General features: G+C 36.9%; 16 protein-coding genes. 13 read left to right on the top strand and 3 right to left on the bottom strand.

The window, feature by feature from the left end:
* Positions 1-75 precede the first annotated feature (75 nt).
* A complete protein-coding gene (locus tag EO111_RS06455; protein WP_127011049.1) occupies positions 76-1,809 on the top strand; it encodes a YadA-like family protein in 1,734 nt (577 codons plus the stop codon).
* Between the two features lie 353 nt (positions 1,810-2,162).
* Here EO111_RS06455 and mscL read toward each other — a convergent pair whose 3' ends face one another.
* Positions 2,163-2,609, bottom strand: a complete 447-nt coding sequence (gene mscL / locus EO111_RS06450; protein WP_009353215.1) for a large-conductance mechanosensitive channel protein MscL — start codon at positions 2,607-2,609, stop codon at positions 2,163-2,165.
* Between the two features lie 178 nt (positions 2,610-2,787).
* The gene (locus tag EO111_RS06445) at positions 2,788-3,543 is read right to left on the bottom strand and encodes a DeoR/GlpR family DNA-binding transcription regulator (protein ID WP_009353154.1); all 756 of its coding nucleotides are present in this window, start codon (positions 3,541-3,543) and stop codon (positions 2,788-2,790) included.
* A 216-nt stretch (positions 3,544-3,759) separates the two neighbouring features.
* On the opposite strand from EO111_RS06445, the gene dapF reads away from it, so the two are divergent.
* Positions 3,760-4,599: a diaminopimelate epimerase gene (gene dapF / locus EO111_RS06440; protein WP_062403504.1), complete on the top strand. Its 840-nt coding sequence runs from the start codon at positions 3,760-3,762 to the stop codon at positions 4,597-4,599.
* 86 nt (positions 4,600-4,685) lie between these two features.
* On the opposite strand, the gene EO111_RS06435 is transcribed toward dapF, so the two are convergent.
* Positions 4,686-5,843, bottom strand: a complete 1,158-nt coding sequence (locus EO111_RS06435) for an S-layer homology domain-containing protein (RefSeq protein WP_062403507.1) — start codon at positions 5,841-5,843, stop codon at positions 4,686-4,688.
* 524 nt (positions 5,844-6,367) lie between these two features.
* Here EO111_RS06435 and EO111_RS06430 point away from each other — a divergent pair.
* The 11 genes from EO111_RS06430 to EO111_RS06380 all read left to right on the top strand — a co-directional run bounded on the left by EO111_RS06430 (position 6,368) and on the right by EO111_RS06380 (position 20,069).
* Positions 6,368-7,105, top strand: a complete 738-nt coding sequence (locus EO111_RS06430; RefSeq protein ID WP_009353202.1) for a (Fe-S)-binding protein — start codon at positions 6,368-6,370, stop codon at positions 7,103-7,105.
* An 11-nt stretch (positions 7,106-7,116) separates the two neighbouring features.
* Entirely contained in the window at positions 7,117-8,562 is a 1,446-nt protein-coding gene (locus tag EO111_RS06425; RefSeq protein WP_062403510.1) for a LutB/LldF family L-lactate oxidation iron-sulfur protein, read from the top strand.
* Between the two features lies 1 nt (position 8,563).
* Positions 8,564-9,274 carry a lactate utilization protein C gene (locus EO111_RS06420; protein WP_009353186.1) on the top strand — a complete coding sequence of 237 codons (711 nt, stop codon included), beginning with the start codon at positions 8,564-8,566 and terminating at the stop codon, positions 9,272-9,274.
* A 304-nt stretch (positions 9,275-9,578) separates the two neighbouring features.
* Entirely contained in the window at positions 9,579-10,457 is an 879-nt protein-coding gene (locus EO111_RS06415) for a mechanosensitive ion channel family protein (protein WP_062403513.1), read from the top strand.
* 169 nt (positions 10,458-10,626) lie between these two features.
* Entirely contained in the window at positions 10,627-11,178 is a 552-nt protein-coding gene (locus EO111_RS06410; RefSeq protein ID WP_062403516.1) for a TIGR01440 family protein, read from the top strand.
* Positions 11,179-11,194: 16 nt separating this feature from the next.
* Positions 11,195-11,656: a DUF3290 family protein gene (locus tag EO111_RS06405; protein WP_127011048.1), complete on the top strand. Its 462-nt coding sequence runs from the start codon at positions 11,195-11,197 to the stop codon at positions 11,654-11,656.
* A 1-nt stretch (position 11,657) separates the two neighbouring features.
* Positions 11,658-12,302: a DUF421 domain-containing protein gene (locus tag EO111_RS06400; RefSeq protein ID WP_126940842.1), complete on the top strand. Its 645-nt coding sequence runs from the start codon at positions 11,658-11,660 to the stop codon at positions 12,300-12,302.
* A gap of 272 nt (positions 12,303-12,574) precedes the next feature.
* Positions 12,575-14,140 carry a type I restriction-modification system subunit M gene (locus EO111_RS06395; RefSeq protein ID WP_126940841.1) on the top strand — a complete coding sequence of 522 codons (1,566 nt, stop codon included), beginning with the start codon at positions 12,575-12,577 and terminating at the stop codon, positions 14,138-14,140.
* Positions 14,133-15,137, top strand: coding sequence for a RhuM family protein (rhuM, locus tag EO111_RS06390; protein ID WP_126940840.1), 1,005 nt, complete (start codon positions 14,133-14,135; stop codon positions 15,135-15,137). Before EO111_RS06395 ends, rhuM begins: the two co-directional genes overlap by 8 nt.
* Positions 15,138-17,027, top strand: coding sequence for a restriction endonuclease subunit S (locus EO111_RS06385; protein ID WP_127011047.1), 1,890 nt, complete (start codon positions 15,138-15,140; stop codon positions 17,025-17,027).
* Between the two features lie 12 nt (positions 17,028-17,039).
* Complete coding sequence (locus tag EO111_RS06380) at positions 17,040-20,069, top strand: type I restriction endonuclease subunit R (RefSeq protein ID WP_126940838.1); 3,030 nt, start codon at positions 17,040-17,042, stop codon at positions 20,067-20,069.
* Positions 20,070-20,370: the final 301 nt, after the last annotated feature.

Here is a 20,370-nt window from a genome sequence, read left to right as displayed (position 1 = left end):
TACTGTAATTTTTAATTTAGGAATTATAAACAATTTTATTGATTATTTTATCGTGAAAAAGTAAAGGAAAAGAACATGTTAAAAACAACAGAAAAACAACAAACATTAAAAGCGGCAGTGTTGAGCGCTGTTATGGTTATGAGTGCTATTGGAATGAATGTAGCTGATGCTGCAGTGAATACGCCAGGTACAGGTGATGATAAAGGCATTGCGTATGGTGTTGGTGCCAATGCAAAAGGAATTCAGGCAATTGCTCTTGGTGTAAATGCCCAAAGTACAACTAATAATACAATTGCTATCGGTGAAAATGCCTATGCAGGGGACAAAGAGGGAGATGGTTCTGGTCAATCTGCCATCGCTATTGGTCGTGAAGCAAAAGCGTTAAAAAACCGAGGCGTAGCTATTGGTGATAGCTCTTCTGCAGACTGGTATGGTACAGCATTAGGTTCTCGCTCTGTAGCTGCGGCGAATAGCGTAGCTATCGGCGGTGGTAGCAATGGTTCTCACGCAGAAGCAAGTTTGAAAAACTCTGTAGCTTTAGGTACTTTTGCTAAAACAAAAGAAGGTGTTAACACAACGGAAGCTTCTGTTGAATCCAATGGAACAACATTAAAATTAACTGATTTTGCAGGTACTGTTACTAATGATGCTGGCAATAAAGTAAGTTATGTAGTTTCTGTTGGTGATGAAGGTAAAGAACGTCAAATTCAAAACGTAGCAGCAGGTCAAGTGACAGCTACATCTACAGATGCTGTTAATGGTAGCCAATTACATTCTGTAGCAGCAGCAGTGGCAAATATGGCTGGTTCTGTAAAAGACATCATTGGTGGTGATGCAACAGTAGATGAAACTGGTAAAATTACTGCTACTGATATTGGTGGAACAGGAAAAGCTACTCTTCATGAAGCTATTGAATCTGTAAAAAATACAGCCGATTCCTTGAAAACAGTATTAGGTGGCGAAACTGAAGTAGATAAAGATGGAGCTGTTACTGTTAAAGATCTTGGTGGTACAGGTAAAACAAATGTTAATGATGCCTTAAAAGCTGTAAAAACAGAAGTAAAAGCAGGTACCAATGTGACTGTTGCAGAATCAAAAGGTGCTAATGGTCAACCTGTATACACAGTAGCAGTAAAAGATGATCTTACATTAAATAGTGTAACAATAGGTACTACCAAAGTAGATGGAAGTGGAATCGCTGTTGACGGTAAGCAATTTGTCACAAAAGATGGAATCAATGCAAATAATACAAAGGTTACTAATGTAGCTAATGGAGACGTATCTGCAAATTCTAAAGATGCTATCAATGGTAGCCAGCTACATGAAGTAAAAGAAAGCATTGAATCTACTATTAATAAAAATTTAGAAGATATCAATACTAATATTACAAATGTCAATAACAAAGTTGATAACATTAACCAAAATATGGGTTCCATGGAAAGTCGTTTGAATTCTCGTATGGATAAAGCAGTAGCTGGTTCTGCAGCGTTAGCAGCATTACATCCATTAGAGTTTGATGGTAATGATACATGGAGTATCGCAGCTGGTTATGGTAACTACCATAGCGGTAATGCATTAGCTTTAGGTGCATTCTATCGTCCAAATGAAGATACTATGGTTAGCCTTGGCGGTACTGTAGGAAATGGTGAAAAATTATTTAATGTAGGGGTAAGCTTAAAAGTTGGTCAACGTGGACATATTCCTATGACTAAAGTAGCAATGGCAAAAGAAATTGATACATTAAAAGCTCAATTAGAAGCTCAAGATCAAAAAATTGCTATGCTTATGAATGCTATGGCTGCAAAATAATTAAATACATTTAAATAGTAAAAAAGAAAGTTGATATAAATTTATCGACTTTCTTTTTTTGTGAAAATTAATGTTGTATTTTGTTTTCTGATGAATCATAGAAAACCCTATATTCAAGGCTTTTGTGCCTTTGCGAAATGAATATTTTAAAACTTGATTTTAAATATCTAGTTATGCTATATTTGAAAAGCAATATACATAATAAAAGTATATGCTAGGTTTGTTGTGATCATGCATTATGCATTTCACATAATACTAATTATAGGTAAAGGACTGACACTAGTGTCAGTCCTTTCCTATTAGCATTATGTAACTCTAAAATTCAAAAATCTAAAAGCTAGTATGTATTGAATTTAACATTCTTTGATAGTTAATTCAGCTGTACAATGTGGACAGCGTGTTGCATCGTCAGCAATAGCTTCACGGCAATAGTCACATTTACGGATTTCCACCGGTGCTTCTGCAGGTGTAAATCGTTTAATTTGGCTGATGATAGCGAAAATACAAAAAGCAATGATAAGGAATTCAAAGACTGTATTTAAGAACATACCATAAGCCAAGACAGGGATACCAGCCGCTTTAGCTTCTGCTAAAGTCGCTGGAGCAGTACCAGTAGTTAAAGGGATGAATAGATTAGAAAAGTCCACTCCGCCTAATAATAATCCGATAGGAGGCATAACCACATCGTTTACTAAAGAAGTAACAATTTTACCGAAAGCGGCGCCAATGATAACGCCGACTGCTAAGTCTACTACATTGCCGCGCATGGCAAAGTCTTTAAAATCTTTCAAAAAGCTCATACTAATCTCCATTTCAAAATTCATACAATAAAAAGTATACCATACATTATAATAGAAATATATCGAAAAAGCTAGATGTAATCATGTACATGAAATAGTTGGATACACGACCTTGTATAGATTGTAAAAAAGCTGTCATACCGTTAGACGTTTAGGTCTAGGGATGACAGCTTTTGTATTAACGATGATGATCAACTTCTTGAATGTTTGCATAGTTCCGATATAATTCATTGGGTAATTTAGTAGTAATAATAGACGCCTTATCAATGGTGGCAAAAGTAACAGATGAAATGCGATCAAATTTAGATGGATCTGCTAAGACAAAGGCATTGTGACATTTATGTAATGCTTTTTCTTTCACAGCAGCATCGAGAGGATCTTCTGTGGTAAAGCCAGATTTATAACTTATACCATGAGCACCAAAGAAGCCTTGTGTAAAGTTATAGGAATCTAATTGATTAAGAGCTACACTACCGACAATAGATGATGAAATAGGATTTACAGTGCCACCTAATAAGATGACTTTCATATGCCGCGATGCTAAATGGGTAGCATGATGAATGCCATTAGTCACAAAGGTAGCATTGGTGTGCGGTACATAATGTAACACCATTTCAGTGGTACTACCAGCATCAATGAAGATAAAACCAGAGGAACTGATTAATTCAGAGGCAGCTAAGGCAATAGATTCTTTTGCATCGCGATACATAACGGATTTCGGGATTATATCTATATCCGTTGTGGTATGGTCAATGGTGAGGCTGGCAGCGCCACCGTGGACCTTTTGCAATAAACCTTTACTGTGGAGATAGGCTAAATCTCTGCGTATTGTAGGCGCTGAAGAAGATAAGGCTGTCACCAATTCGTGTACAGTGACCACCCGGTTTTGTTTCAAGCGTCGTAGAATCGCAGAATAACGTTCTTCAGGAAGCATAGTAAAATCACCTCCAATTTATGATTAACCTAATACTGCTTAGGAAAACGTACCTATTATTTTTCCTATATTCATGGTAATATAAATGGCAAATAAATTATAGTAGCCAATGATGGATTTCATCAAAATGTATAAAAGCAAAGGCTATATTTTGCGATAAATTAATAATCCGCTCTGTGCGGACAGGAATTGTATAATACAGATGAGGAGATATATATGAAAATAACAAAAATGCACGGTTTAGGAAATGATTTTATCGTTTTTTTTGATGATGGTACAGTACAATTTGATGTGACGGACATGGCACAACGTCTATGTGATCGTCATACGGGTATCGGAGCAGATGGTCTGGTCATTGTTATGCCTTCTAAGGTGGCAGATGTGCGTATGCGCATTATCAATTCTGATGGCAGTGAAGCTGAAATGTGTGGCAATGGCATTCGCTGTTTTGCGAAGTATGCCTACGACCGCAAGATCATTGATACAGAAGTGTTTACTGTAGAAACGTTGGCTGGTATTATGACGCCAACGATTATTGCTGAAAACGGTGTGGCTAAATTGGTGAAAGTCAACATGGGTAAACCTACATTTTCTGCGAAAGACATTCCTATGGACATAGAATCAGATAAAGTCATAGACTATACTATTGATGTAGACGGCACATCCTATGTGGTGAGTTCTGTACTGTTAGGGGTACCGCATACAGAAGTATTTGTAGAGGATGTAACAGCAGTTCCATTGACAGTATTAGGGCCGAAGATTGAAAAGCATCCACTTTTTCCAAAAGGAACAAATGTGAACTTTATACAAGTGGTGGACGAGAAAACTGTGAAAGTCCGTACTTGGGAGCGCGGTGCAGGGGCTACATTGGCTTGCGGTACAGGTTCTTGCTCTAGCGCTGTTATGGCTCATGAAAAAGGGTTAACTAGTCGATCTGTAGATGTGGAGTTATACCTAGGTGTTTTACATGTAGATTATGACGAAGATGGCACAGTATATATGACAGGACCTGCTACAGAAGTGTTTAGCTTGGAGTTGGAGGATGTCACTTGCTAGATGGGGACTAGCAATACAATGCGCTTCCAACACAAAAGAGGAAAGTTGATCAAGTGGAGTCAACTTTCCTCTTTTTGTATGAGTTATTATGAATTAGTTTTTAGCTGAACTTTCTTTCCAAACTTTTTCATAAATGCTGTCTGTGTCGTAGCATCTAATTTGTCTACGGTTAGAATTAAGCCGTCTACATTCGGTGTTGGTGTTACAGCTAGGATAGTGCCATGGGGCTCCAATTGACGATACAAGTAAGCGGCATCGGTTTGTAAATTGTCAAAGTCACCTAAGTTATAAGTACCAGTAGTAATGATGTGATTATCTAAGAAGTGTTTGTCTTTAATATAGGCGGTTTCTGCAGTGATAGCTTTCACATCGCTAGAAGATGTAAAGGAAATGACTAATTTACCATCACGCCAGAACATAGCGCCACGATGGTGGAAATCGTAATTCTCGCCAAATGTTTTCTTGATCAGAGCGCGTGCCGTTTCTTCCATTTGTTGTTGCTGAATTGTGCGCTGAATAGCAGTAGCTTCTTTAGAGAAAAGTAAACGATATGTAATTTCTGCAGCTTCACCACGAGTGATATATTTTTCTGGATTGAATAAGCCTTTTGTGCTGTAATTGATGAATCCCCATAAAGCTAGTTCACGTACTGATGATTGAGCCCAAGGAGCGATAAATTTCTGATCACTAAAGTGGATGGTATCGAGAGCTGTTGGGTCTTCAGTACGATATCCTTGGTAGTGTAAAAACTTATCAGCAACCACGGCAAATTCTTGGCGAGACATATATTGTTCTGGACGATACGTATTGTCACCATAACCGCTGATAATATTAGCTCTTGCTACACTTTCAATAGCTAGAGAAGACCAACGGTCGGAAGTGATGTCTGAAAATGAACTAGCTAACATAATAGATGGAGTATCTCCAATCATATTGCTAAATAAAGAGGCAGCTTCCTCACGAGATAGTGGGTCATTGGGTTTGAATGTGCCATTACGATATCCACTCATTAAACCTTCTTTTGTCATTTTAGTAATTGATTCATAAGCCCAAAAGTTACTAGGTACATCAGTAAATCGATATTTTTGTACTCGATCAAAGGTAGAAATCGTATTTGGTTGAGAATATGTAAATGTGTTAGGTGTGGTTACCATAGTGCTTGTAGATAGTGAGTTGCTAGTTTGTGCTTGTAATAATACTACAGGCAATACAGTTAGCAATAGTGCAGAATAAATGCGTTTCATGGTGTGCCTCCGAATTAGGAAACTAAAAATGTTTTACTATATGTATCATACCATATTTGAAAGATTCACTCCATGCGAAAAGAGTGATATTTATCAATGAATTTACTATAGAAAAAATTGAATTATAGAGCGATGGTTATCTCTTTCATGAGTTTTGGTTATAGCACTAGTTTTAAGTAGGAATTAGAGACTGAAAAGACATGTGTGTTTTAATAGAAGATTTGATATGTATTAAAATACATAAAAATTATATAATCCTTGATGCTATAAGGATTGATGAGACTAGGGAAAACGTGTGATTTTTGCTACAAATGAGCTGGTTGATAATGACTAGCAAAATGGTATAAAAATGGCTTCTTGCTAATATTGCAAGTCTTTTGTAATTACAGAAAAATTACTATATAATAAAATCATCGGAAAACTATTTAGAACCTACTGTTCTAATAGTACATAGATGGAAAACGATTGTTGCATTTCGCCAATCAAGTGATAGTAGTTTACTTTAAAGTTGAGGATGTGAAAAAATGAAAATTCATTTATTTCAACAATGTTTGATTGATATGTTCTACCCTCATGTAGGCATGGCAGGTGTAAAGGTTCTTGAAAACCTTGGCTGCGAATTAACAGTTCCTAAAAAGCAAGTGTGCTGTGGTCAGATGTTTGTTAACTCTGGTTACAACGAAGCTGCAAAAGGAGCTATTAAAAATACAATTGAACAATTTGAAAATGCTGACTATGTAGTGAGCATGTCTGGCTCTTGTGCGTTCGCGATTCGCGACGAATATCATCATATTTTGAAAGATGAACCAGAATGGTTAGCACGAGCTGAAAGATTGAGCTCTAAAATTTATGAGTTTACACAATTCATCGTAGACGTATTAGGGGTAACTGATGTGGGTGCTCGCTTTAACGACAAAGTGACATACCATAAATCTTGCCACGTAACACGTTTGATGGGAATCAAAGAACAACCTATGAAACTATTAGCAGGCATTCAAGGTTTAGAATACTTACCATTGCATCGTGCAGAACGTTGCTGTGGATTTGGTGGTACTTTCACAGTAAAAAATCCTGAAATTTCCGCTGTTATGACACGAGAAAAAGCATTAAATATTGCTGATTCTGGTGCTAACATTGTAGCAGGTTCCGACATGGCTTGCTTGATGAATATTGAAGGTATGTTAGATCGACTTTACAAAGAAGGCGAAATTGATCGCCATATCCGCGTAATGCATATTGCGGAATTATTGAATAGTCGATAGGAGGAGTCACCATGAGTAATATTGTGTACGATAAACGCCCGTTTAAGACACGCGTTAATGATGTGCTTGCTAATGACTTCAAAGTAAAAGCCATTCAAACAGCACAGGATGTATTCTATGAAAAACGTAAAGCTGTAGTAGATCAAGTAGCAGAATGGGAAGACTTCCGTAATGAATCTGCTGATTTGCGTGACCATGTATTGGCTAATTTGGATTACTATTTAAACCAATTTGCGGAAAATGCTGAAAAAGCTGGTGCTCATGTGCACTTTGCAGCTGATGATAAAGAAGCAACAGCAATTTGTTTGGAAGTACTTCGTGCCAAAGAAGCAAAAATGGTTGTTAAATCCAAAACCATGGTATCTGAAGAAATCGGATTAAACCATGAATTAATTGAAGCAGGCATCGAAGTAAATGAAACTGACTTGGCAGAATTTATTTTGCAAACAGCAGATTTCGATCCTCCATCTCATATCGTAGTACCTGCATTGCACTTTGAACGTAACCGTATTCGTGATACATTTGCGAAAAAATTAGGTTATGAAGGTACTGAAAATCCAGAAGAAATGACTCGTTTCGTACGTCGCTATATTCGCGATCGTTTCTTGCGTGCAGACGTAGGTTTCACTGGTTGTAACTTCGGTGTAGCTGAAACTGGTACTATTACTATCGTATCTAACGAAGGTAATGGTCGTATGGCAAGCTCCATGCCTAAAACGCAAATTGCATTGATGGGTATGGAACGTTTGGTGCCTGACTTCGCATCTTTGGATGTGATGATGGAAATGTTGATTCGTTCCTCTGTAGGCGCTAAAATTTCCAACTACTTCTCCATGATCACAGGTCCTGCTCGTGAAGGGGAAGCAGACGGTCCAGAAGAATTACACATCATCATCATTGATAACCGTCGTTCTGGTATTTTAGGTGGTGATTTTGAAGAAATGTTACGTTGTATCCGTTGTGGTGCATGTATGAACATTTGCCCTGTATATCGTCATATTACAGGTCATGGTTATGGCTCTATCTATCCAGGTCCAATGGGTGCTGTATTAACTCCACTATTGGTTGGTTATGAAGAAGCTGGCGATCTTCCTTACGCGTCCACATTGTGCGGCGAATGTTGGGAGCATTGCCCAGTTAAGATTCCATTGCATGAATTGTTATTGAAACATCGTCAAGTGATTGCTGATAAATTACAAATGCGTCCAGCTATCGAACGCAGTATCTTCCACACAGTGGCAGGTGTATTTGCGAACTCCTTCCTGTTCGATATGGGTACCAAAATGGGTGCTATCGGCATGAAATTAATGAGTAACAATGGCCATATGGCAGATTGGACAAAAGTATTACCAGTAGTTGGTGGCTGGGTGAAAGCAAAAGATATGGGCTTGCTCAAAATGAGTAAATTCCGTGATGAATATGCAAAACACGTAGCACAAAAGGGAAAGGAGAAATAAAATGGATCAAGCAAAAAAACAAGCCTTTTTAGGTCGCCTATCTCGTGCGTTAGGCCGTGACTCAATTCCTACATCTGTAACTCCTTTTGATTTTTCAAAAGGACCTCAAGAGACAATGTATTCTGACCTTAGCCATGAGCAAGTAGTACAGATGTTTAAAACAGAAGCAGAACGCTTAGGTACTAAACTTATCGAAGTGGATGCTTCTCAAGTAGGTCAGGCATTAGTGGACGAAATTGTGGCTCGTGGTGGCGGTAGTGTTGTGTACCCTAAATCTGCAGAAGTAGAAACATATGGTTTAGAAGCTGCATTCCAACAATTAGGGGAAGACCAAGCTACATTCTATCAATGGGATGCTACGAAAGGTCGTGAAGCGAACATCAATGTGGCGAAGGATTCTAATATTGGTATTACATTCCCAATCTTGGGGATTGCAGAAACAGCAACAGTAATCCAACCAAGTACAGAAGAATCTGGTCGTTCCTTGGGCTTATTGCCTTTAACGCATATTTCTGTATTGCGTGAAGATACAATTCATCCACGTATGACACAAACGATGGCAGAATTAGCGAAAATCTATCGTAATGATCCAGCTAAGTTCCCTACAAATGTGGTTCATATTTCTGGTCCATCTAACACAGCGGATATCGAGTTAGTTCGTGTCGTTGGTGTACATGGTCCGATTAATGTAACTTTCATCTTAGTTAAATAAGAGATATAGTTCATAAACAATTAGGATATAGGGTAGTTGATAGGTATATCAACTACCCTATATTTTTTGGTTCGAGAGGTTTTTTGTTACCTGTTGGTGACAGCAAGTGTTTCTATACTAAATATGGAGTTATCCGTGTCATAACAGATATCATATTTGACAAAAGACCTTTTTTTCGTATACTTAAAGATAATATATTTACAAGTTTAGTTTTATAGCTATCATAGAATGTAATTGTATGTGGGTTATCTATTATATACTGTGCGTTAGTTATTGCAACATAGTTATAGGAAAGGAATAATGTATGTTATTAGCAGAAGAAAAAGTTGCCACAGCCACAGCGGTAGGCACTGAAAAGGTAGCAGAGCATGTAGAGGAAAGTATTTCCTTTGTTAATCATGTGCAATCCTTATTACTGGAATATTTACCTAGTATTATTTTAGCCATCATCGTGTTGATTATAGGCCGCTATTTAGCTTTATTTGTAAGACGGTTGTCAGTACAATTGATGAGTCGCACTGGTTATGATCAAACCGTGCGCAGCTTTGCGTCTCAAATTATTTACTACACTATTTTGTCCGTAGTCGTGCTGTCAGCTTTGTCCTTAGTGGGATTTCCGACGAATAACTTCTTGGCAGCTTTTGGTGCCTTCGGTATCGCCATTGGTTTAGCGTTGCAAAATAACATGTCCAACTTAGCTTCGGGATTAATTATTTTGGCGTTCAAACCCTTTAAAGCAGGGGATTGGATTTCTGTGAATGGTGTGGAAGGCTCTGTGAAATCTATCCATTTAATTAACACCGCCATTGCGACGAAAGAAAATCGAATTGTCTTCATCCCGAACTCGGCTATTACATCCAATAACTTGATGAACAGCAACTATGAACTAACACGCTATATTACGTTTGTCTTTGGTATTAACTATAATGCGGATCATCATCGGGCCATTGAGATTATCAAAGAAATTCTTGCGAGCACAGGCAAGGTTCATAATATGGATACCTTAGAAATCGGTATCAAAGAATTTGGCGATAGTTCTGTGAACATTGTTGCCTATCCTTTAATTAACGCCAGTGATTTCAGAGAAGTCTATTATGGTGTTATGTCCGATGTGAAAGATCGTTTTGATGCAGAAGGCATCGATATTCCGTATCCTCAACGTGTGGTACATATGGCTAACTAATAGCCTAAGAGAATCCTATTCCGTACCCGCAAGATATAGGTGGGTACGGAATATCCAAGGGCAATGCGATTCCATGCCTATCATGTATAGTGCATATGGTAAATAATACACTAAGACGATGGCATACTTGTTTACGTCGATTCGTACTCAATGAAGAGGAGGCAATCCTATGAATGAAAATATATATGAGTCTATGAAAGCTGCTGTAGCAGAATTGGCTACGACAGCAAAACTGCAAGAAGGTAAACTACTGGTAGTAGGATGTTCCACTAGCGAAGTGAGAGGTGGTCATATTGGTAAGGATTCCTCTCTCTCTGTGGCATCAGATTTGTTTACAGCGTTGTCTGAAGTACAAGATGAATATGGCTTTGACATAGCAATTCAATGTTGTGAACATCTCAATCGGGCCTTGGTAATGGAACATCATGCCGCAGAGGCTAGAGGCTATGAAGAAGTAAATGCTGTGCCTACGCAACATGCAGGAGGCTCCATGGCAACTACAGCCTATGCAACTTGGTCGGATCCTGTGGTGGTAGAGCATGTAAAGGCTGATGCAGGCATCGACATTGGAGATACTTTTATTGGTATGCATCTAAAACATGTGGCAGTGCCTGTGCGATTAAGCGTAAAAGAAATTGGAGCAGCTCATGTAACAGCAGCTCGTGTGCGGCCTAAATTTGTAGGGGGAGATCGAGCGCAGTATAATGAAGCGTTAAAGTAAGAACTGTGAGGTAATTATGGAATTTTATACCTATGCTTATGTGGTGCAACGAGGAGAGTTTACATCTCTGTTGCAATACATTATGACATCTATTTTATTAGTAGCATTGCTAGTAGTAGGTGTAAAAGTTATGTATAATCGTTTTGATACTAAGTTCCGTGACTTGGGCATTATCATTGTATTGGGGCTTGTATTTTTATTAGGATTGCAAGTTAATGATTACACTCGTGATATTAATAGTGCAGAAGAATCGAGCTATATGGTGCAATTCTTAAATAATTTAAGTGAACGTGCAGATGTACCTAAGGATAAGATTCGCGTTAATACATTGCGCGTGCAAGATCGTATGATAGTCAATATCGAGGAAGCCTATTTTGAGGTGACTTTTACTATGAATAAAGATGGCTATTCTTTGCGACCTGTGGAGATGATCAACAGTAATCCTAAGGTGGTAGATGTGAAGAAGGATGGGCAATAATATGTTAACAGGATATACATTAGTATTTATTAAGCTAGCCCTTGGTATTTTAGCTCTCATTTTACAAATGAACTTGATGGGTAAGGGAAACTTGGCGCCGAACTCGGCTTTAGATCAGGTACAAAACTATGTACTAGGTGGTATTATTGGTGCTGTTATCTACAGTGAAAGCATCGGCATCTTACAATTCTTCCTGGTATTGATTGCTTGGACGATTGTAGTTATGGGCTTACGTTTTCTTAGCGCTCATGTGCGATGGATTAAGACACTTATTGATGGACGACCTAGCATTGTCATTGATCGGGGAAAGATTCGTGTTGGAGAATGTTTGAAACGTGGTCTTCGTGGCAGTGATTTGCAGTTGAAACTTCGGAGCGCAGGGGTTACCCTTGTGAGTGATGTACGCCGTGCTGTGCTAGAGCAAAATGGTCAATTAACGCTGGTCATGAATGGTGATGATATCATTCGCTACCCTGTTATTGTAGATGGCGTAGTAGATCCAGATATTCTAGACCTAGCCGATAAAGACATGGCTTGGTTGGAAGAAGAAGTGCGAGATCAAGGATATTCCATTAGGGATATCTATGTAGGAGAATACTTCAAAGGGCATCTTATATTACACCCTTATATGCAGAATAACTCTTGAAAATTGTAGAAAAGCCACATCATGTATTAAAAACTGACCTACGCTAAAGTTTTTAATACATGATGTGGCTTTTCTTCGTTCCAATGGAACTTAATCAGCTTGTTGTGAACTGAACTACATCATATTTAGCAAGATATAGTATTAAAATATATAAGCTTTAAAAATCTAATTTGTATTGCTGTTACATAGGTGACAAAGATCTCTTAAAAGAAGTACAATAAAAAGGAATATAACTATAATGACAGTATGATGATATAGCGAGGGTCAACAGGATGGAAAGTGCACAAAGAGCAGAATTACATAGAAAAATTTGGGCTATTGCAGATAATGTGCGAGGAGCTGTAGATGGATGGGATTTTAAACAATATGTATTAGGAATTTTATTCTATCGGTTTATTTCTGAAAATATTACGGAATACTTTAATCGAGAAGAACATAATGCCATAGATGGTGATCCCAATTTTGATTATGCAGATATTTCTGATGAAGAAGCTGAGGAATGTTTCCGCCCTGATACGGTTGAAGAAAAAGGATTTTTTATTTTGCCTAGCCAACTCTTTCAGAATGTAGTTAAGCATGCTCGCAGTAATGAAAATTTAAATGTTGACTTAGCAAATATTTTCTCGGCTATAGAAGGAAGTGCGAGAGGATTTAATTCCGAGGATGATATAAAAGGATTATTTGAGGATGTAGACACGAAGAGTAATCGCTTAGGTGCTACCGTAGAAGAACGGAATGAACGACTAGTTAATATTTTAGAAGGAATTGCAGCGATTCAGTTTGGAAATTTTGAAGATAATGACATTGATGCCTTCGGTGATGCCTATGAATATTTAATTTCTAACTATGCTAGTAATGCAGGGAAATCGGGTGGAGAGTTTTTTACTCCCCAAACGGTTTCAAAGTTATTGGCTCGTATTGTGATGGATGGAAAAACAAAAATTAATAAAGTTTATGACCCAACCTGTGGTAGTGGATCTTTGTTGTTGCAGATGAAAAAACAATTTGATGACCATGTGATAGAAGATGGATTTTATGGTCAAGAAATTAATATGACCAATTATAATTTGGCACGTATGAATATGTTTCTTCATAATGTTAATTTTAATAATTTTGACATTAAGCGTGGAGATACTTTGTTAGACCCTATGCACAATTATGACAAGCCATTTGATGCCATTGTGTCAAATCCACCATACTCCATTAAATGGGTGGGGGATGCAAATCCGACACTAATTAATGATGAAAGGTTTGCACCAGCGGGGAAATTGGCACCTAAATCGTATGCAGACTTTGCTTTCATTATGCATGCATTAAGTTATTTGTCTACCAAAGGTCGAGCGGCAATAGTTTGTTTCCCTGGTATTTTCTATCGCAAAGGTGCGGAAAGAATCATCAGGAAATATTTAGTAGATAATAATTTTGTTGATGCAGTGATTCAATTGCCAGATAATCTGTTTTTTGGTACAAGTATTGCTACTTGTGTATTGGTATTAGCAAAAAATAAAACGGAAAATAAGATACTGTTTATTGATGCATCTAAAGAGTTTAAAAAAGAGACAAATAACAATATTTTAGAAGAAGTGAATATAGAACATATTATAGAAGAGTTTAGACATAGGGCTGATGTAGACTATTTCTCACGATATGTGGCGCATGATGAGATTGTAGAGAATGACTATAATTTATCTGTATCGACGTATGTAGAAAAAGAAGATACAAGAGAAAAAATTGATATTCACGTGTTAAATCGAGAAATTGAAGATACAGTGAAGAAGATTGATGCCTTACGTACTTCCATTGATGAGATAGTTAGGGAGCTAGAGAGCAATGAATAAAGATCTGATTATATATAATACAGAAGATGGACAAGCAAAGATTAGTCTTACCCTACAAGATGGAACAGTCTGGTTGAACCAGATGCAAATTGCAGAGTTATTTCAAACTACGAAACAAAATATTAGCAAACATATTAAGGCTATTTTTGCTGATGGAGAACTAGATGAAAAAGTGGTTGTCAACTATCAGTTGACAACCACTAAACATGGGGCTATAGAAGGGAAAACACAACATAAGCCAGTAGCTTTTTATAATCTGGATGTGATTCTAGCCATAGGATATCGGGTGCGTTCTCCTAGAGGAGTTCAATTTCGTCTGTACGCCTCTACTATATTGAAAGAGTACTTAGAAAAAGGCTTTGCCATGGATGATGAACGATTGAAAGAAATGGGTGGAGGACACTATTTTAAAGAATTGTTAGCTCGTGTTCGTGATATTCGTTCTAGTGAAAAAGTATTTTATCGTCAGGTACTAGATTTATTTGCTACCTCTATTGACTATGATAAACGAAGCAAGGAAGCACAAATATTTTTTCGAACAGTACAAAATAAATTACATTATGCGGTACATCAGCATACAGCAGCTGAATTGGTGTATGACCGTGTAGATAGACATCATGACTTTTTAGGACTCACTACATTTAAAGGAGAATTACCTACGAGAGCAGAGGCAAAAGTGGCGAAGAACTACTTGTCAGAAACAGAATTATTAGACTTGAATCAATTAGTGTCTGGTTACTTAGACTTTGCTGAAAGAAAAGCAAGACGAGAAGAAGCGATGACTATGGCAGATTGGATAGCTCACATTGATATGGTCTTAGCATCTACAGGTGAGAAAGTATTGCAGCATGCAGGGCATATTTCCAAGACACAAATGGAGCATAAAGTGGATGTAGAATATAATGCCTATATAGAACATACATTAACTCGAGTAGAAAGAGATTATTTAGAGGAGATTAAGCACATAGAGAATATAGCAAAGAAAGGAGGGAAATAAATGGATCTATTAAGATTATTGGAGAATGAACCAGTGGAGTGGAAGAAACTGGGGGATGTATGTACATTTCATCGGGGAAATACGATTAATAAAAAAGAAACAGTGGAGGGGAATATTCCTGTTATAGGTGGGGGACAGAAACCAGCATATTATCATAATCAAAGTAATAGAGAAAAAAATACAATTGCAGTTGCTGGAAGTGGTGCTTATGCAGGCTTTGTAAGTTATTGGGAAAAGCCGATATTTTTAAGTGATGCTTTTTCTGTTGAGCCGAATGAAACGCTAAATAAAAAATATGTTTATCATTGGTTATTACAACAGCAGCATAAAATCTATCAATTGAAGCAAGGAAGTGGTGTACCACACGTATACGGTAGAGATTTAGGTAAGTTTGAGATTCCCATTCCATCACTAGAAGTTCAAGAAAAAATAGTAAAAACACTTGACAAATTCACAGAATATGTTACTGAACTACAGACTGAACTACAGACTGAACTACAGAAACGTATTGATCAATATACATATTATCGCGATACACTTCTTAGCGAAGAGTATATACAAAAACTCTGTAAAGAGATGGAAGTAGATAGACAATTACAAGTTTTGGCACTTTCTGAGGTTTTTGAGTTTAAGAATGGATTAAATAAAGGTAAAGAGTATTTTGGTAAAGGGATACCGTTTGTTAGCTATATGAATGTATATAAGCTAGATAGATTAACGGCCGAAGATATTGATAATAAAGTGGATGTTACAGAAGATGAAATAAAACGATTTAGTGTTCAGAGAGGGGATGTTTTATTTACAAGAACTTCTGAAGTGAAAGATGAAGTGGGCTACAGCTCTGTTATGCTAGAAGATATGGAAAAGTGTGTATTTAATGGCTTCACAATACGAGGACGGTTAAAGAATGATAATCTATTATTGCCAGAATTTAGTACCCACCTATTTAGAAGTTATTCGGTTAGAAAAGAAATAATAAAAAGAAGTTCATTTACTACTAGAGCATCATTAAGTGGACAGGAGTTAGGAAAAGTTGAAGTAATGATTCCACCGCTTTCACTACAACATAAAATTGCAACCATCCTAGATAAGTTCCAGGCAATGATAGCAGATACTAAAGGTTTATTACCAGCGGAAATAAAACAACGGCAACAACAATATGAATATTATCGTGAAAAACTCTTGACATTCAGTAGTGAATGTGATAGCACGCACGCACGCACGCACGCACGCACGTTGACTATATCTGATGATTATTATCTTGTGTTGCGAGAAGTAGCAAAGATTGTAGATGTAGATATAGAAGATAAGATAATTTTATATACATTAAAGGATGTATCCGCATACTCTGATGAGAGAATATCGTGGAATGATTTGAACGGGACAAATTATGTAGGGGTGGAGAATTTATTAAAAGATAAAGGTGGAAAGGAAGAATCATCTTGTGTTCCCAAAGTAGGAAATTTTGCTAAATTTAATAAAGGCGATATCTTAATAGGAAATATAAGACCATATTTGAGAAAAATATGGCACTCAGATTTAGTAGGTGGAGCAAGTGGAGATGTTCTTATTATCAAAATAAGTGAAAAGAAAATTATAGAGTCGAGATATTTATACCATATTTTAGCAAATGAAGATTTTTTTGAGTATGCGATTCAATTCTCGAAGGGCGCTAAGATGCCTCGTGGTGATAAGAAGAAAATTATGGAGTATAGTTTTTTTGTACCTCCTCTTCACGTGCAACAACGGATTGTCTCTATTCTTGATACTTTCAACACATTAGTCCATGATATGCAAGAGGGGCTACCAAAAGAAATTGAATTACGGCAACAACAATATGAATATTATCGTGAGCGCCTCTTATCGTTTTCAAAGGCGTCACAGAGATAAGGGGGACTAACAATGGACGGTGGAAAAACGTATAACTTGGCTCCAATTATGGAACTTAATCACGGGATTGTACTGGCTAAGTATGAAAAGCTTTCACGGGTCAGTGAAAGTTATCAAACAGAAGGTGCCATGGAATTACAATTAGTGAATGATTTAGAGGCTCAAGGATATACACGTTTGACCTGTAAAACAGACGAAGAGCTAAAAGAGAATCTGAGAGTTCAATTAGAGCACTTAAACGCGGTAACATTCACAAATGAGGAGTGGAAGCGATTACTTCGTGAATTTATTATTCCGGAGAATCAGGGGATTATAGAAAAAACTAGAAAGTTTCAGGAGCGAGAGTCATGGGACTTTCAATTTGATGATGGACATCGTCAAAATATAAAACTTATTGATGCTACAAATATTAATAACAATGTGGTGCAAGTAGGGAATCAGATTCAGGCCACAGAAGGAACTGTACGCAATCGATATGATGTGACAATTTTTGTTAATGGATTACCATTAGTTCATATAGAGTTAAAGAAACGCGGTGTTCCCATAAAAGAAGCTTTTAATCAGATTCACCGATACAGTAATGAAAGTTTTAACGTAAGAAGTTCTTTATTTCAATATGTACAAATTTTTGTCATATCTAATGGGACGAAGACTCGATATTTTGCGAATACCCTAACACCGAGTAAAAATAACTACGAATTTACTTGTGAATGGGCAGATGCTAAAAATAAACCGATTACAGATTTGGAAGATTTTACGCGTACTTTTTTTGATAAGCGAACAATTCTTGAGATTCTTACGAAATATTGTGTATTTGATGCATCGAATACATTATTGATTATGAGACCTTACCAGATTGCCGCAACAGAACGTATTTTGTGGAAGATTCAAGCTGGTTATGAAAATAAAAAGCAAGGGACCATTGAAGCAGGTGGCTTTATTTGGCACACCACAGGATCAGGGAAAACATTAACATCCTATAAAGCAGCTAGGCTGGCAACTCAATTACCATATATTGATAAGGTGTTTTTTGTAGTAGATAGAAAAGACTTGGATTATCAAACGATGGTAGAGTATCAGAAGTTCCAAAAAGATTGCGTAAATGGTAGCAAAGATACGAAAGAGTTAGCTCGTAATATTAGTGAAAATACCAGTCGTATCGTGGTGACAACGATACAAAAGCTAAATCAGTTTATTCAAAAACATAGTAAGCATGATATTTACCAAAAGCATTGTGTATTTATCTATGACGAGTGTCACCGTTCTCAATTTGGTAAAGTACAGAAAGCAATTCGGAGTAAGTTTAAATGTTATTATCAATTTGGGTTCACCGGAACACCTATCTTTGATGAGAACTCTTTGACAGGAGAAACGACAGCAGGAATTTTTGGGGCTCAATTACATAGTTATGTCATTACCGATGCCATTCGTGATGAAAAAGTATTGAAGTTTAAGGTGGATTATAATAATATATCGGCGAACTTTAAAAGTGCAGAAACTGAAACGGATGATGCAGAGTTAGCTAAGTTAGAATCAAAACTATTGTTGCATCCTGAACGAATCCAAGCAGTGACTAAGCATATCTTGAAAGTATTTCCTATGAAAACGCATCGTAATGTACACTTTACAGTGCGGAATAAACAAATGCGCGGATTTAATGCCATGTTTGCCGTACAAAGTGTAGAAGCTGCCAAAATGTATTATGAAGCATTCAAGATATTGCAAAATGATTTGCCTGAAGAAAAAAAGTTGAAAGTAGGCGTTATTTATAGTTTTGCAACTAATGAAAATCAGTCTGCCTATGGAGAAATCAAAGATGAATCATTTGAGGCAACCTCGCTTACAACTTCGGCAAAACAGTTTCTCATATCTGCTATGGATGACTATAATGCTATGTTTAGTAGTAATTTTAAAATCGAAGAGTTTCAAAATTATTACAAAGATCTAGCAAAACGGGTTAAAGATAAAGATATTGATTTGTTGATTGTCGTAGGGATGTTCTTAACGGGGTTTGATGCACCTACATTAAACACATTATTTGTAGATAAAAACTTACGGTATCATGGGTTGATTCAAGCCTTTTCTAGGACGAATCGAATTTTAAATAGTGAGAAAAAATTTGGTAATATCGTGTGCTTTAGAGACTTAGATAAGGCTACGAAAGAAGCTATTCAAGTGTTTGGTGATAAAAATAGTGTGACCACAATTTTAGAACGTAGTTTTGATGACTATATGACTGGATTTATTGACGATGATACAAATGAATCGTATCGTGGCTATGAATCAATTTGTGAAGAATTGTTAGCTAAATTCCCAGACCCTACTGAAATTGAAACTAATGCAGATAAAAAAGAATTTGCCCAATTGTTCGGGGAATTTTTGAAAGCTGAAAATATTTTGCGTAACTTTGATGAGTTTTGTGAGTTAGAACCATTGATTCCACCGCGACTTGTTCAAGATATGAAGAGCGTCTATGTGGATATCAAGGAAGATTTTTCTGAAGGGCGCAAATATAGCGAAGCAGAGGCACAAGTTATTGACTTGTCAGATATAGAGTTTCACATTGATTTGTTAAGGACCGATGAAATTAATCTAGATTATATTTTGCAGTTAATTGCGGAAAAAACGAAGAGTACGGACAACTTGAATGCTGTTGAACAAGAAGTTCGCCGAGCGATTCGTTCCAGTATTGGAACCCGTGCGAAGGAAGATCTTATTGTGAAATTTATGCATAGTACAGATATTTCTACACTTAGTGACCATGAAAGTATTATCGATGCGTTCTATACTTTTGCAAAGGTAGAGAAGGAATTATCCATTGCCAATACGATTGAAGAGTTAGGCATACAGCCACAAGTGATAGAAGAAGCACGACGGTATATTATGACTTCTATTGAAAAGGGACATGCCGAATATGATGGAACTGAGTTGAGTAATATCCTACCGTCTAGATCTCGTAGAAGAGGTGGTCAGCGACAAGAACAGAAACAAAGTGCATGGCAAAAAATACAGCAACTAGTACAAGTGTTTTTGGGGATTTAATTCCATTGTATGTTAGGATAGAATGGTGTATATTTGGGGTAGAAGGAATGAATCTTTCTAAGAGGGTTGTAGAAATTCATCCATAAGCTCAAAAAAGGACGGCTGCCACCGTCCTTTTTTCTATTTTCTACTCTTGTAATACTTCAGAATTGCATATGTCAAAAAATAACAATCAATCCTTGTAGAATAGGGACAAGAAAACTAGTACATATAAAGGGATACTTAAGAGATAATTATCAAATTAACTCTGTTATAATAATAGCATCTAATGTGTAGCACAATTTATGATGGATTAGGTATA

Origin of the sequence: Veillonella sp. CHU594 (genome assembly GCF_003992265.1) — a bacterium.
Lineage (GTDB): Bacteria > Bacillota > Negativicutes > Veillonellales > Veillonellaceae > F0422.
Note: the sequence above shows the minus strand (reverse complement) of the source record. Positions and strands in the feature narration are given on the sequence as shown.

Bases quoted from the DNA above. Each gene is read 5' to 3' on its own strand.
- EO111_RS06455 (WP_127011049.1), top strand. From the start codon at position 76: ATGTTAAAAACAACAGAAAAACAACAAACATTAAAAGCGGCAGTGTTG.
- mscL (WP_009353215.1), bottom strand. From the start codon at position 2,609: ATGAGCTTTTTGAAAGATTTTAAAGACTTTGCCATGCGCGGCAATGTA.
- EO111_RS06445 (WP_009353154.1), bottom strand. From the start codon at position 3,543: ATGCTTCCTGAAGAACGTTATTCTGCGATTCTACGACGCTTGAAACAA.
- dapF (WP_062403504.1), top strand. From the start codon at position 3,760: ATGAAAATAACAAAAATGCACGGTTTAGGAAATGATTTTATCGTTTTT.
- EO111_RS06435 (WP_062403507.1), bottom strand. From the start codon at position 5,843: ATGAAACGCATTTATTCTGCACTATTGCTAACTGTATTGCCTGTAGTA.
- EO111_RS06430 (WP_009353202.1), top strand. From the start codon at position 6,368: ATGAAAATTCATTTATTTCAACAATGTTTGATTGATATGTTCTACCCT.
- EO111_RS06425 (WP_062403510.1), top strand. From the start codon at position 7,117: ATGAGTAATATTGTGTACGATAAACGCCCGTTTAAGACACGCGTTAAT.
- EO111_RS06420 (WP_009353186.1), top strand. From the start codon at position 8,564: ATGGATCAAGCAAAAAAACAAGCCTTTTTAGGTCGCCTATCTCGTGCG.
- EO111_RS06415 (WP_062403513.1), top strand. From the start codon at position 9,579: ATGTTATTAGCAGAAGAAAAAGTTGCCACAGCCACAGCGGTAGGCACT.
- EO111_RS06410 (WP_062403516.1), top strand. From the start codon at position 10,627: ATGAATGAAAATATATATGAGTCTATGAAAGCTGCTGTAGCAGAATTG.
- EO111_RS06405 (WP_127011048.1), top strand. From the start codon at position 11,195: ATGGAATTTTATACCTATGCTTATGTGGTGCAACGAGGAGAGTTTACA.
- EO111_RS06400 (WP_126940842.1), top strand. From the start codon at position 11,658: ATGTTAACAGGATATACATTAGTATTTATTAAGCTAGCCCTTGGTATT.
- EO111_RS06395 (WP_126940841.1), top strand. From the start codon at position 12,575: ATGGAAAGTGCACAAAGAGCAGAATTACATAGAAAAATTTGGGCTATT.
- rhuM (WP_126940840.1), top strand. From the start codon at position 14,133: ATGAATAAAGATCTGATTATATATAATACAGAAGATGGACAAGCAAAG.
- EO111_RS06385 (WP_127011047.1), top strand. From the start codon at position 15,138: ATGGATCTATTAAGATTATTGGAGAATGAACCAGTGGAGTGGAAGAAA.
- EO111_RS06380 (WP_126940838.1), top strand. From the start codon at position 17,040: ATGGACGGTGGAAAAACGTATAACTTGGCTCCAATTATGGAACTTAAT.